Source organism: Deinococcus aetherius, from assembly GCF_025997855.1.
GTDB classification, from domain to species: domain Bacteria; phylum Deinococcota; class Deinococci; order Deinococcales; family Deinococcaceae; genus Deinococcus; species Deinococcus aetherius.
In genome coordinates, this window is record NZ_AP026560.1 from 1,086,431 (window position 1) to 1,098,843 (window position 12,413).

The window sequence follows — 12,413 nt, forward strand, 5'->3', positions numbered from 1 at the left end:
ACTGTGACCTCTGCCCCCGCCGCCCCGCACCCTCCGCCCCGGCTGGAGGAGGCGGTCGCCCACTGCCGGGAGGTCACGCGGGAGCACAGCAAGACCTTCTACCTGGGCTCGCGGCTCTTTCCTCCCCGGCAGCGCGAGGCCGTCTGGGCCGTCTATGCCGCCTGCCGCGACGGTGACGACGCGGTGGACGAGTGGACGGGCACCGAGGCCGAGCGGGGCCTGGAGCGGTGGTGGGAGCGGGTGCAGGGGGCGTTCGCGGGCGAGCCCGCTGCCCACCCCATCGACACCGCGCTCGCCTGGGCGACCTCGCGGCACCCCATCCCCCTCTCGGCCTTCGCGGAACTGCACGAGGGCCTGCGCATGGACCTGGGCGGCTTCGAGTACCGCGATATGGACGACCTCGTGCTGTACTGCCGCCGGGTCGCCGGGGTGGTCGGCTTCATGATCGCGCCCATCAGCGGTTACAGCGGCGGGGAGCGGACCCTGCATCACGCCCTGATGCTGGGTCAGGCGATGCAGCTCACCAACATCCTGCGCGACGTGGGCGAGGACCTGGAGCGAGGCCGGGTGTACCTCCCCGCGACGCTGCTGGAGGAGTACGGGGTCACCCGCACCACCCTGGAACGGGGCGCCGTCACCCCCGAGTACCGCGCCCTGATGACTCACCTCTCGGACCTCGCCCGCCAGTGGTACGCCGAGGGGCGCCGGGGCATCCCCTGCCTGCACGGCAGCGCACGCCTCGCCGTGCAGGCCGCCGCCCGCGCCTACGAGGGCATCCTCGACGACCTCGCGCGGGGCGACTACGACAACTTCCGCCGCCGAGCGCACGTCAGCGGCACGCGTAAATTGCTGATGCTCCCCCAGGCGTGGTGGGAGTTGCGGGGGGCGGCGGCGCGGGCGTGAGGGGTGCCCCCCAGGGTAAGCCGTGGCCCGGTCCCCCTCCCCCTTGAGGGGGGAGGTCGGGAGGGGGTGAACGCCGACGACCTGCGGCGCGGCCGGAAGGAGAGGCAGACTATCTTGCCGCCGCTGGCGCTGGTCACACGCCCCCCCTCCCCAGCCCTCCCCCACAGGTGGGGAGGGAGAGAAAAGAACGCTTAGCGACGAAGGAACCTCTATGTCCCACACCAAACGCAAAACCGCCCTCATCATCGGCTCGGGCTTCGGCGGCCTGAGTCTCGGGATTCGCCTGCAAAGCCTGGGGTTCGACACGACCATCCTGGAGAAGCTGGACGCGCCGGGCGGGCGGGCCTACCAGAAGCGCACGCAAGGCGGGTACGTCTTCGACATGGGGCCGACCGTGATCACGGTGCCGCACTTCATCGAGGAGTTGTTCGCTCTCGAACGTGACAAGGGGATGCTCGCCGAGCCCGACTATCCCGAGCATGTCCTGACGGGCGAGCGGGTCCGCGAGGGCGAGAGCGGCGGGCCGCGCACCCGCGAGTACGTGCGGCTCGTGCCGATCCTACCCTTCTACCGCATCTACTTCGACGACGGCACCTTCTTCGACTACGACGGCGACCCCGAGTCCACCCGGCGCCAGATTCAGGTCCTCGCGCCCGGCGACCTCGCGGGCTACGAACGCTTCCACGCGGACGCGGAGGCGATCTTCAAACGCGGCTTCCTCGAACTCGGCTATACCCACTTCGGGGACCTGCCCACGATGTTGCGGGTGGTGCCCGACCTGCTCAAGCTCGACGCGGTGCGGACGCTCTTCTCCTTCACCAGCCGCTATTTCGAGTCGCCCAAGCTGCGGCAGGTCTTCTCCTTCGAGCCGCTGCTGGTGGGGGGCAATCCGCTCAGCGTGCCCGCGATCTACGCGATGATCCACTTCGTCGAGAAAACGTGGGGCATCCACTACGCGATGGGCGGCACGGGCGAACTCGTGCGGGCCTTCGTCCGGAAGTTCGAGGAATTGGGCGGGCGCATCCGCTACGGGGCGGAGGTGGAGGAGGTTCTGGTCACCGACGACCGGGGCCGTCCCGTCCGCCGACCCGTCGGCAAGCGCGTCGCGCGGGGCGTGAGGCTGACGGGCGGTGAGGAACTGTCCGCCGACCTCGTGGTGAGCAACGGCGACTGGGCGAACACCTACCTGAAGATGGTTCCCCCGCAGGCCCGCCTCGTGAACACCGACCTGCGCGTGCGGGCGGCCAAGCAGAGCATGAGCCTCCTCGTCGTCTACTTCGGCTTCCGCGACGACGGCCAGCCCCTCGACCTGCGGCACCACAACATCATCCTGGGCCCGCGCTACGAGGAACTGCTGCGGGAAATCTTCGGCGACCGGGTGCTCGGCGTGGACTTCAGCCAGTACCTCCACGTGCCGACGCTGACCGACCCGTCCCTGGCACCCCCCGGCCACCACGCCGCCTACACCCTGATTCCCGTGCCCCATAACGGCAGCGGCCTGAACTGGGAGGTCGAGGGGCCGAGGCTGGTCGAGCGCGTCTTCGACTTCCTGGAGGAGCGCGGGTACATTCCAGGGCTCCGGGCCCGCCTGACCCACCGCGAGTTCATCACGCCGGACTACTTCGAGGGCACGCTGGGCGCCTACCTGGGGAACGCCTTCGGGCCCGAGCCGATCCTCGCCCAGAGCGCCTACTTCCGGCCCCACAACCGCAGCGAGGACGTGCGCAACCTCTACCTGGTGGGGGCGGGCGCCCAGCCCGGCGGCGGCACCCCCAGCGTGATGATGAGCGCGAAGATGACGGCGCGGCTGATCGCTCACGACTTCGGCATCCACCCCGAGATCAGGGATGGGGTGCCGGAAGGGGCGGGGGCGGCGGACTGAGGGGGACAGGGGCTAACGGCTGACGCTGGCCTCCTCCCCGCTCCTCTCCCTCAGCCACCCCACGATCCACCCCAGCACCTCCTCGCGCGGCTCGTCGTTCAGCAGTTCGTGGTAGCCGCCCTCGACGAGGCGCAGGGTTTTGTCCTCGGCGGGAATGGCCTTGATAAAGCGCTGGGTGCCGTTCACGTCGGTGATGCGGTCGGCGGTACCGTGGACGGCGAGGGTGGGCAGCCGCCAGCGGGCGTAGAGGGGCCAGAGCCCGGTGCTCAGGCGCAGCATGGACGCGGCGGTGAGCGCGGGCACCTTGCCCTGGTAGATGCCCGCATCGGTCCCGTAGGCGCTCACCTCGTCGGTGAGGCGGGACAGGCCCTCGCTGCCCAGCGCGGTCACTGGGGCGTTCGGCGCGACCCGGGCGAGCACCGGGGCCAGCGCCCTCAGCCACGCGGGTTGGTCCTCGCCGATCAGGAGGGCGGGACTGCTCAGGATCACGCCGCTGAGTCCCCCTGGGTCCCGCGCCACGCTCGCCGCCGTGATCAGGCCGCCCAGCGAGTGCCCGAAGGCGAAGAGGGGCAGTCCCCCCGTCCGCAGCGACTCCCGCGCGAGCAGGTGGTCCTCCACGAGCGTGAAGGCGTCCACGACCGCCCGCCGCCCCTCCGAACCCCCGTGCCCGCGCAGGTCGTAGGCGTACACGCTCAGCCCCGCCCCCACGAGCGCCGGGATCAGGCGGTGGTACTTCTCGACGTAGCGGCCCGCGTACTCCCCGAAGCCGTGGGTGAGGAGAACGGCGGCGCGTGGCTCCAGGGCGGGCCACACGTACCCCCGGACGGGCGCGCCCGACTCCCAGGCGGAGGGCTCCCAACTCGCGTTGTACATGAGCCCCAGTGTAGGACCCACTGTCCCAACCCTGACATGAAGTGAGACTAAACACGCCTTCTAATAGATTGGGCGCAAACTATCTCGTATGGCAGACATTGCACGGAAGGCAAACGCCCAGTGGTCCGGCGACGTGATGAAGGGCCAGGGCACGGTCAGCACCGGCTCGGGCGTCCTTCAGAACACCCAGTACTCCTTCAAGACCCGCTTCGAGAACGGCGTCGGCACCAACCCCGAGGAACTGCTTGCCGCCTCCCACGCGGGCTGCTTCACCATGCAGCTTTCGGCGCTGCTGACCCAGGCGGGCCACGCCCCCGAGGACCTGCGGACCGACGCCACCTGCGAGATGGTGCGCGAGGGCGCGGGCTTCAAGGTCAGCACCATGCGCCTGAAGGTGAGCGGTCGGGTAAGCGGGATGGATCAGGCGGGGTTCGAGCAGATGGTCGCCCAGGCCGCCCAGGTCTGCCCCATCAGTCAGGTCATGAAGGGCAACGTGGAGATCACCCACGAGGCGATGCTGGAGCAGCCGGTCAACTCGTAATCGGCGAAGGAATCAGCTCAAGGCCCCTGCTTAGGCGGGGGCTTTGCCATTTGGCCCATGCCCTTGGCCCCACTTCCACTTACCCTGGCGTCTATGGCCTTCCTGTACCTCCTCGTCGGTCCCCCGGGCAGCGGCAAACGCACGGTGGGGCGGCACCTCTCCGGGTTGACCGGGGCGCCCCTGCTCGACAACCACCTCACCAACGATCCCGTCTTTCGGGCGTTCGGGCTGGACGGTGTGAAGCCGGTGCCGCCCGAGGCGTGGGTCTTCGCCTCGCGGATGCGGGCGGTGCTCCGCGAGGCGGTGCAGGAGGCTCCCCGCGAGCTGTCGCACATCTTCACGATCTACCTGACGAACCGTCCCGGCGAGGCCGAGTCGCTGGAACGTTTTCGTGCGCTCGCGGACGCTCGTGGGGCTACCTTCGTCCCGGTGTGGCTGTCCTGTGCCCCCGACGAACTCGCCCGACGCCTGCCCCTCCCCGAGCGCGCCGAGCGGCTCAAGCTGCGTGACCCGGAGCAACTCCAGACGCTGTTGCGGGAAGCCGGGACTCTCCCACCCCCGCCCGACGCCATCCTTGTCGACACGGCGGCACTTGCCCCGGCAGACGCGGCGCTGCTGATCGCGTCGCACGCCGGGGCGCTGTTTTAGGAGCGGTCAGCCGTCAGCTTTCAGCCATCAGCAGGACCAGGAGAGCCTCTGCTGTGATGAGGGCTTATTCGCTGACGGCTGACCGCTGAAAGCTGATGGCTTCCCTCACGCCGAGCGGGCGGGGGTGCAGTCAGCCTCGGCGACTTCTTCGGAGAGGTGCGCCCGCCCCCAGGTGCCGATGGCGTCGATCACACCCTGAAGCTCGCGCCCGGCGGGGGTGAGGGTGTAGACGCTGCGGGCGAGCTTGCCCTGGGTCTCCTCGGTGCGCTTGGCGATGACCCCGAGGCTTTCGAGATGTTCCAGGCGTTGCGTGAGGGTGGCGCTGTTGCAGCCGCCGACGGCGCGGGCGAGTTCGTTGAACCCCTTCTCGCCGACCAGCAGCGCCCGGACGATGTGCAGCACCCACTTCTCCTGCAACACGCCGATGGCCCGGTAGACCGGGCAGAAACCAGTGTGTGCGGTGCTCATGCCCCCACTCTACACCCTCCGTGCAGGCAAAGTGAGGGGCAAATCACACCGCTTGACTTTTCAAAGTACTTGAGCTTATCCTACACCCATGACGGTTACGCAGACCCGACCCCTGAGCGCCACCGAAGCCATCGAAACCCGGCGCAGCATCCGCCAGTTCGTGCAGGAACCCATCGACCAGAACGACCTGCGCGAGATCCTGCGCCTAGCGAGCCTCGCCCCGAGCGCGTGGAACGCTCAAACCTGGCGATTCGCCGTGGTGCAGGACCCGCAGCTCAAGGAGCGGCTCCAGGAGGCCGCCTACGGCCAGAAGCAGATCGGAGGCGCCCCCGCCGTGATCGTGGTCTACAGCGACATGGAGGACACCCTCCACAACGCCGAGGAGACCGCGCACCCCGGCATGGGCGAGGCGGGCCGCACCGGCCAGCGCCAGACCTTCGACCGCGCGTTCGGCGCGCAGGAGGAGGCCCAGCGCGGGCAGTGGGGCCTGGCCCAGGCGAACATCGCCTTCGGCTTCCTGATGATTGCCGCCCGTGGCCTGGGGTACGACACGGTGCCCATGCTGGGCTTCGACCCCCAGAGGGTGAGGGAGCTGCTGGGCCTCCCCGCCCACGTACAGTTCGCCGGTCTGTTGCCCGTCGGCAAGCGCGCCGAGGAGGGCTTCCCGCACCACCGTCACAGCGTGGACCGCATTGCCAAGTTCTACTGAGGCGGTTGGCCCTCAGCCCTCAGCCGCTCCCTCCAGGGGGCGGTTTTTCCTTGTGGGGCCGCGTCCGGGAGGTCCGGCCAACCTGCTAGCCTCGGCCCCATGCCCGGCGAGATTCTGACCCACGCGGAGATGTGCGCTCGGGAGGGCGTTCGCCTGCGGCGCGGCATGAACTTCCGGGTGCGCGTGGGTCACAGCGTCCTGCTGATGTCGGCCCGGCCGGGCGCCCCCTACCGCGACCGCCTGAGTGAGGACGGCACCGTGCTGCGCTATGAGGGCCACGACGCGCCTCCCTCCCTCCGAGGCGGGCAGGACCCCAAGACCCTGGATCAGCCCCTGCATACACCGGGCGGGCGCCCGACCCAGAACGGCCTCTTTTTCGGGGCTGCCCTCGCCGCGCGTGCCGGGGAGGCGCCGCCCGAACGGGTGCGCGTGTACGAGAAGCTGCGGCCGGGGGAGTGGCTGGACCGGGGCCTGTTCCTGCTGACGGACGCTGTTCAGGAGCACGACGGCACCCGGCGCGTCTTCGTCTTCCGCCTGGTGGTGGTGGGGGAGGAGGACACGCCCGCCCCGCCGTGATCGGCCCGTCACCCTGTTTTTTGCCCCTCCCCCTTGCGGGTGACTTGCAGAGCCGCGCCAGTTTTGCAATTCGCGTCAAGCGTCTTGAGGGGGAAGTCGGGACTTGTAAAGCTCCGCAGGAGAGTGGGTGAACCGTCGCCGCGTCCAAGGGCCACCGGGAGAATTTTAGGCGCCGGACCTGGAGGGTGCAGGGCAAGCTGGCGCTTGCGTCCCCCCTCTGCTACGCAGCTCTACGAGTCCCGGCCTCTCGCGGTGCGAGCTGTATCAGTCCCCCACAAGGGGGGAGGGGAAAAAGACCCTTGCCCTTTGTTGGAATTACGCCTCTGCACCCCGGCGTCCGGCCCCTTTTGTTAGCCGGGGGCACATGCTCACGGGAAACCCGCGCGAGTGGTGGCGGCTGGAGGACTTCTACAGCGCCAAGGAAATCGACTCGCGCGAGGCGTTCGACCGGGACAGGATCATCAAGCCGGGCGCCCTCCACGAGCCTCCACCACGCCGGGCGACTCCTGGGCGTGATCGACCGCCTCAGCACCACCCTCAAAGCCTGACCCTCATCCCTCCGTCACCCGCCCGCCCCGCACGTCCCACACCCGCGTCGCCACCCGCCCCACCAGCGTCCGGTCGTGGCTGGCGAGAAGCACGGTGCCCGGGAAGGCGAGGAGCAGGGCCTCCAGCGCCTCAATCGCCCGGATGTCGAGGTGGTTGGTCGGCTCGTCGAGCACCAGAAGTTGCGCCCGCGTCACCCCCAGCCGCGCGAGGCTCAGCCGGGTGCGCTGTCCCCCCGACAGGCCTGCGAGGGGAAAGGCGGGACCGCCCGGCAGCCCCACCTGCGCCCCGACCTCGTGGAGCTGGTGGGGCGTGAGGGCCGGGTTGGCAGCCAGCAGCGCGTCCCCGACCGTCTCCAGCCCCGCCAGTTCCTCGCCGTGCTGGCCCGCCGCGTAGACGGTGAGGCCCTGTCCGCGCCGAACCTCGCCCGCGTGGGGCAGGGTGCCGAGGAGGGCGGCCAGGAGGGTGCTCTTGCCGCCACCGTTCGGCCCGGTGAGGGCGATGCGGTCGCCCCGGCGCACGTCGAGCCGCACACCACAGAGTACGTCCCGCGCGCCGCGCATGACGGTGAGGTCACGGGCCGTCAGCACCTCGGAGGGACCGGGAGGCGCGTCCGGCAGGTCGAGGCGGACGATGCGGCGGTCCTCGAAGGGCTTCTCGGCGGCGTGGGTGTCCAGCCGCTCCACCGCCCGTTCGAGGGCGCGGGCGCGGGAAGCGTTCACATTCTGGGCGTTCTGCGCCTTGCCCTTGGCGAGCAGCTTGTCGCCGTCGGGGGCGCGGTTGGGGTTGTACTGCGAGGCGCTGCGGGCCTTGCTCGCCCGTCGCAGGCGTTCTTCCTCCAGGGCCGCCCGTTTGCGCCGGTACGCCGCGTAGTCGCGCGCCTGGGCCTCCCGCAGGGTCGCCTTCACCGCCATCGCTTCGGAGTAGCCGCCGGGATACACGGTCAGCCGCCCGCGTTCCAGTTCCGCCGTCCGCGTCGCCACTGCGTCCAGAAAGGCCCGGTCGTGGCTGGCGAGCACGAAGGCCGCCTCACTCGCGCGGGTCCACCCCTCCAGCCAGGCCGCCCCCTCCGCGTCGAGGTGGTTCGTCGGCTCGTCGAGGAGGTACAGGTCGGCGGGGGAGAGGAGCAGCCGGGCGAGCATCACCCGGCGCATCTGCCCTCCCGACAGGCATGCGGTGGGAGCACCCGGAACGAGGCCCAGCCCGTCCAGCACCTCGGCGGCTCGGACCTCGAAGTCGTACCCGCCCACCGTGCGAAAGGTCTCCTCGGCGTCCGCGAAGGCGTGCAGCGCCGCGTCCGTGCCGTCGCCGAGCCCCGCCGAGGCCGCCTCGAACTCCCGCTGTGCCCGCCTCACCTCCTCGGGCGTCACGGCGCCCTGGACCGTTCCGCCGCCCATATCCGCGTGCTGGGCGAGGAAGGCCACCCGGCCCCCCCGCGTCACCGTCCCCGCATCGGGCGCGTCCAGCCCCGCCATCACCCGCAGCAGCGTGGTCTTCCCGCCGCCGTTCTCCCCGACCAGCGCGAGCCGCTCGCCCCCGCCGACCTCCAAGTCAACATCCTCAAAAACTGTCCGGTCGCCAAAGACACGGGCGACCCCCCTGAGTTGTAACAGCACACCTTCCCCCTGCGAACACAGTCCCCCTGCGGGCGAGCGGCCCCCACAACACGCGGGGCCGGGGCTCGGGCCGAATTACAGGGGGAGGGGACGCAAGGAAAAGACTCCGCTGAGTGGGGGAAGGCCGAACGCCGGGGAGCCCGGAACGTTGGGGACAGCCTACCCCGCCCCCCGCCCGCTAGGCCATTCGGCGGAGCTTGAACCTCTCGCGGCGTCAGGTTCTAGGGTGGGGCTCAGGAGGACGGGGATGCGCGTGAAAATCGGTGAACTCTCCCGCCAGACCGGCCTGAGCGTCCGGACCCTGCGCCACTACGACGCGCTGGGCCTGCTCACGCCGGGAGAGCGCACGACCGGCGCGCACCGCCTGTACTCCCGCGAGGACGCCGAGCGGCTGTGGCAGATTCAGGCCCTCAAGTCCCTCGGCCTGAGCCTGGAGGCGATCCGCCGCGTGCTGGGCGACCCGGGGCACGACCCCGCCGAGCTGCTGCGGCGGCACATCGAGCACGTCGAGGCGCGCGTGCGGGAGGAGCAGGCGTATCTGGCCCGCCTGCGGCGGCTGGAACGTGCTGGGCAACCCACCTGGTCGGACCTCATGGAGGTGATTCGGATGAACGAGGAAAGTCGCAAGAAGGTGGACCGGATGTTGGAGACGGCCCGCGAGGTCGGCGGGGAAGGCAGCCAGAACTTCGATGAGGGCCAGATGGCCTACCTGCGCGAGCGGGCCGAGGCAGTCGGGCAGACCCGCATAGAGGAGGTGCAGCGCGAGTGGCCCGAACTGATGACCGAGGTGCTGACCGAGCTAGAACGCGGCACACCCCCGAGTGACCCGAGGGTGAAGGCGCTGGCCGAACGCTGGCATGCCCTCGTGCGTGAGTTCACGGGCGGACGACAGGACATTGGGGAGGGGCTGAACCGGGGCTACGAACGCCGCATGACCCCCGAGATGCAGGCGATGTGGGATTACATCCGGGCGGCCAGCCGGTAACCATCACCCTCATCCACGCGCCGCCCCGACTTGAGGCGGTGAAGTGTTCCCATGAACTCTGGAGACGAAGATGCAGATCACCGAAGTGAATACCCTGGGCGCCCTGCGGGAAGTATTGGAAAGCGAGGAGTCGCGTCAGGACGACCTGTTCCGCGAACGGGTCATGGAACCTCTGCGGCCCGTCTGGGAAAACATGCTGCGCTTCATTCCCGGGCAGGCGGGGGCGGGTGATCCTGCCCTGACCGCCGCCCGCATGATGAGGCTGTACCTGCCGGAGATGGGCCGTGAACGCGGGCTGGAGGCCCTGGGACGCCTGGAGCGGGCGCGTGTCCGGGAAGAGAACCTGGGGGCCCTCCGGCGCGCTGCCGGGGCCTTGCGACCGGACGAACACGGCGCCCGCCTGAGCGAGGTTCACCTGGCCCTGACCCTGGCCGACCCGGAGGGGCTGGGTGAGGAGGGGTACACCGGGGCCGGGAACACGCCGGGCTGGGTCATGGTCTCCGTGTGGCCGAAGGAGCACAACCTGTCCAGGCTGCCCGCCGTCACGGCGCACGAGTTCAACCACAACGTCCGGTTTGGGCAGCCGGACTGGACCTTCCCCATCCCCCTCGGGGCTTACCTCGTGGCCGAGGGGCTGGCGGAGACGTTCGCGGCGGAACTGTTTGGCCCGGAGAGTCTGGGACTCTGGACGACCACCCTCGGCATGGAGGAGCTTGGCCCGCTTCGGCCCCGTTTCCAGGCGGCACTCCACGAGCAGGATTTCAACGTCGTGCGGGGGTACATCTTCGGTGACAGCGTGATGCGGCAGTCCGGGCAGGCGAACGGCGGGGGCGGCCCCGGCCTTCCTCCCTATGCCGGGTACGCGCTGGGCTACCACGTCGTCCGGGACTACCTCGCCCGCACGGGCCGCACGGCGGCGCAGGCGACCTACGACCCCTGGCGGCAGATCGTGAACGGCTCCGGCTGGTTCACGGCCTGAGCGTCCCGCGCTATTCCCGCCGCCGGAACGCCAGCGCCACCAGGAAGATCGCCGTGTTCACGAGCACGATGGTCGCGCCGGGCGCCGTGTCCAGGTAGTAGCTCAGGTACAGCCCGACCACGCCCCCGACCGTGCCCAGCACGGCGGCGAGCAGGATCATCTTCCGCAGACTGCGCGCGAGCAGGCGGGCGGCGGCGCTCGACGTGATCAGGAGGCTGACGCTGAGGGTCGTGCCCACGAGCTGCACCGTCAGCACGACGACGAGCCCGATCAGGATGAGCAGCAGGCTTTCGAGCGTCCGCACCGGGAGGCCGATGGCCCGCGCCTCGGTGGGATCGAAGGAGGCGAGCAGCAGTTCCTTCTGCACGGCGGTCAGAATGCCGCCGACGACGAGCGTGACGAGGAGCGCCCCCCACAGGTCGCCCGGGGTGACGCCCAGCGGGTTCCCGATCAGGAAGTTGCTGAGGTCGGTGGTGAAGGTGGCGGCCCGCGAGAGCATCACCACGCCGAGCGCGAACATCCCCACAAAGACGATGCCGATGGCGCTGTCCTGCTTCAATCCGCCCCGCTGACTGACGGCCCCGATGCCGAGCGCGGTGAGCACGGCGGCGACGAGCGCGCCCAGCAGCAGATTTCCCCCCGTCAGGAACGCGCCCACGATCCCCGGCAAGACCGCGTGGCTCATCGCGTCCCCGATGTAGCTCAGCCCCCGCAGCACCACCCAGGCCCCCACGAGCGCGCACAGCACGCTGACGAGGGCGACGGCCCCCAGCGCCCGCAGGAAGAAGTCGAACTGGAGGGGGTCAGTGAGCCAGGTCATAAGGGTCATAGGGTCGAGGGGTCGAGCGGTCGAGGAGTCGAGCGGAAGCAAAGAAGGACCTCGACTTCTCGACTTCTGGACACCTCGACTCGGTGAACTGCCCCCCCCATCACGCCTCCGCGTGAGTATGCCCGAGAAAGCTGGAGCTGAAGGTCGCCTCGATGTTGCGCGGGGTGTAGACCTCCCCCGGCGTGCCGTCGGCGATCACCCGGCGGTTGACGAGGACGAGGTGATCGCACCAGCGCCGCGCCTGCTCCAGGTCGTGCGTGACCATCACGACGGCGCGGCCCGCGTCCGCCTGGGCGCGCAGCAGGGCCATCAGCTGCTCCTGGGTGGCGGCGTCCACCCCCGTCAGCGGCTCGTCGAGGAGCAGGACCCGGGCGTCCCGCGCGAGCATCCGCGCCAGGAGCACCCGCTGGCGCTGCCCGCCGCTCAGCGCCCCGATATGCCGCCCACGCAACTCGTACACGCCGGTCTGCCGCAGGGCGTTCGCCACCTTTTCCCGGTCCCCCCGACCCGGCCAGCGCAGCCAGCCCACCCGCCCGGTGCGGCCCATCATCGCCACGTCCCAGACGGTCACGGGAAAGGCCCAGTCGAGGGTCTGCTGCTGGGGCACGTAAGCCACGTCTTCCCGTGCGGCCCCGCCCCCCGCGAAGGTCACCCGCCCGGCGAAGGGAACGTTCAGCCCCACCACCGTCTTGAGCAGGGTGCTCTTGCCCGCCCCGTTCGGCCCGATCACGGCGGTGAAGCTGCCCGGCGCGAACCGCACCGTCGCCCCCTCCAGCGCCGTGTGCGCCCCATACCGCACCGTCAGGTTCTCCACCCCAAGCACCGGGCGAGGATAGCGCGGTGAGGGTGATATTGCGA

General features: G+C 70.1%; 13 protein-coding genes. 8 read left to right on the top strand and 5 right to left on the bottom strand.

Going from position 1 to position 12,413, the window contains the following annotated elements; all coding sequences use genetic code 11:
• Positions 1 to 3: 3 nt before the first annotated feature.
• On the top strand, positions 4 to 903 hold the full coding sequence (locus DAETH_RS05540) for a phytoene/squalene synthase family protein (protein WP_264776921.1): 900 nt from the start codon (positions 4 to 6) through the stop codon (positions 901 to 903).
• A 211-nt stretch (positions 904 to 1,114) separates the two neighbouring features.
• Positions 1,115 to 2,785, top strand: a complete 1,671-nt coding sequence (gene crtI / locus DAETH_RS05545) for a phytoene desaturase family protein (protein ID WP_264776922.1) — start codon at positions 1,115 to 1,117, stop codon at positions 2,783 to 2,785.
• Positions 2,786 to 2,797: 12 nt separating this feature from the next.
• Here the strand turns inward: crtI and DAETH_RS05550 are convergent, their stop codons facing one another.
• The gene (locus tag DAETH_RS05550) at positions 2,798 to 3,658 is read right to left on the bottom strand and encodes an alpha/beta hydrolase (RefSeq protein ID WP_264776923.1); all 861 of its coding nucleotides are present in this window, start codon (positions 3,656 to 3,658) and stop codon (positions 2,798 to 2,800) included.
• Positions 3,659 to 3,746: 88 nt separating this feature from the next.
• On the opposite strand from DAETH_RS05550, the gene DAETH_RS05555 reads away from it, so the two are divergent.
• Complete coding sequence (locus tag DAETH_RS05555; protein ID WP_264776924.1) at positions 3,747 to 4,199, top strand: OsmC family protein; 453 nt, start codon at positions 3,747 to 3,749, stop codon at positions 4,197 to 4,199.
• A 93-nt stretch (positions 4,200 to 4,292) separates the two neighbouring features.
• Complete coding sequence (locus DAETH_RS05560) at positions 4,293 to 4,847, top strand: AAA family ATPase (RefSeq protein ID WP_264776925.1); 555 nt, start codon at positions 4,293 to 4,295, stop codon at positions 4,845 to 4,847.
• 105 nt (positions 4,848 to 4,952) lie between these two features.
• Here the strand turns inward: DAETH_RS05560 and DAETH_RS05565 are convergent, their stop codons facing one another.
• The gene (locus DAETH_RS05565; RefSeq protein WP_264776926.1) at positions 4,953 to 5,315 is read right to left on the bottom strand and encodes a winged helix-turn-helix transcriptional regulator; all 363 of its coding nucleotides are present in this window, start codon (positions 5,313 to 5,315) and stop codon (positions 4,953 to 4,955) included.
• A gap of 88 nt (positions 5,316 to 5,403) precedes the next feature.
• On the opposite strand from DAETH_RS05565, the gene DAETH_RS05570 reads away from it, so the two are divergent.
• Positions 5,404 to 6,024 carry a nitroreductase family protein gene (locus DAETH_RS05570; RefSeq protein ID WP_264776927.1) on the top strand — a complete coding sequence of 207 codons (621 nt, stop codon included), beginning with the start codon at positions 5,404 to 5,406 and terminating at the stop codon, positions 6,022 to 6,024.
• Positions 6,025 to 6,123: 99 nt separating this feature from the next.
• Positions 6,124 to 6,600, top strand: a complete 477-nt coding sequence (locus DAETH_RS05575; RefSeq protein ID WP_264776928.1) for a hypothetical protein — start codon at positions 6,124 to 6,126, stop codon at positions 6,598 to 6,600.
• Between the two features lie 551 nt (positions 6,601 to 7,151).
• Here DAETH_RS05575 and DAETH_RS05580 read toward each other — a convergent pair.
• Positions 7,152 to 8,696, bottom strand: a complete 1,545-nt coding sequence (locus DAETH_RS05580; RefSeq protein WP_264776929.1) for an ABC-F family ATP-binding cassette domain-containing protein — start codon at positions 8,694 to 8,696, stop codon at positions 7,152 to 7,154.
• A gap of 313 nt (positions 8,697 to 9,009) precedes the next feature.
• Here DAETH_RS05580 and DAETH_RS05585 point away from each other — a divergent pair, with 313 nt between their 5' ends.
• Both DAETH_RS05585 and DAETH_RS05590 read left to right on the top strand, forming a co-directional pair.
• Entirely contained in the window at positions 9,010 to 9,747 is a 738-nt protein-coding gene (locus DAETH_RS05585) for a MerR family transcriptional regulator (RefSeq protein ID WP_264776930.1), read from the top strand.
• Between the two features lie 70 nt (positions 9,748 to 9,817).
• The gene (locus tag DAETH_RS05590) at positions 9,818 to 10,726 is read left to right on the top strand and encodes a DUF2268 domain-containing protein (protein ID WP_264776931.1); all 909 of its coding nucleotides are present in this window, start codon (positions 9,818 to 9,820) and stop codon (positions 10,724 to 10,726) included.
• Positions 10,727 to 10,736: 10 nt separating this feature from the next.
• On the opposite strand, the gene DAETH_RS05595 is transcribed toward DAETH_RS05590, so the two are convergent.
• Entirely contained in the window at positions 10,737 to 11,546 is an 810-nt protein-coding gene (locus tag DAETH_RS05595; protein ID WP_264776932.1) for a metal ABC transporter permease, read from the bottom strand.
• Between the two features lie 109 nt (positions 11,547 to 11,655).
• Positions 11,656 to 12,378: a metal ABC transporter ATP-binding protein gene (locus DAETH_RS05600; protein ID WP_264776933.1), complete on the bottom strand. Its 723-nt coding sequence runs from the start codon at positions 12,376 to 12,378 to the stop codon at positions 11,656 to 11,658.
• Between the last annotated feature and the right edge of the window lie 35 nt (positions 12,379 to 12,413).

Coding starts and splice junctions, on each gene's coding strand:
- DAETH_RS05590 (WP_264776931.1), top strand. CDS start 9,818: ATGCAGATCACCGAAGTGAATACCCTGGGCGCCCTGCGGGAAGTATTG.
- DAETH_RS05585 (WP_264776930.1), top strand. CDS start 9,010: ATGCGCGTGAAAATCGGTGAACTCTCCCGCCAGACCGGCCTGAGCGTC.
- DAETH_RS05575 (WP_264776928.1), top strand. CDS start 6,124: ATGCCCGGCGAGATTCTGACCCACGCGGAGATGTGCGCTCGGGAGGGC.
- DAETH_RS05560 (WP_264776925.1), top strand. CDS start 4,293: ATGGCCTTCCTGTACCTCCTCGTCGGTCCCCCGGGCAGCGGCAAACGC.
- crtI (WP_264776922.1), top strand. CDS start 1,115: ATGTCCCACACCAAACGCAAAACCGCCCTCATCATCGGCTCGGGCTTC.
- DAETH_RS05595 (WP_264776932.1), bottom strand. CDS start 11,546: ATGACCTGGCTCACTGACCCCCTCCAGTTCGACTTCTTCCTGCGGGCG.
- DAETH_RS05565 (WP_264776926.1), bottom strand. CDS start 5,315: ATGAGCACCGCACACACTGGTTTCTGCCCGGTCTACCGGGCCATCGGC.
- DAETH_RS05550 (WP_264776923.1), bottom strand. CDS start 3,658: ATGTACAACGCGAGTTGGGAGCCCTCCGCCTGGGAGTCGGGCGCGCCC.
- DAETH_RS05555 (WP_264776924.1), top strand. CDS start 3,747: ATGGCAGACATTGCACGGAAGGCAAACGCCCAGTGGTCCGGCGACGTG.
- DAETH_RS05570 (WP_264776927.1), top strand. CDS start 5,404: ATGACGGTTACGCAGACCCGACCCCTGAGCGCCACCGAAGCCATCGAA.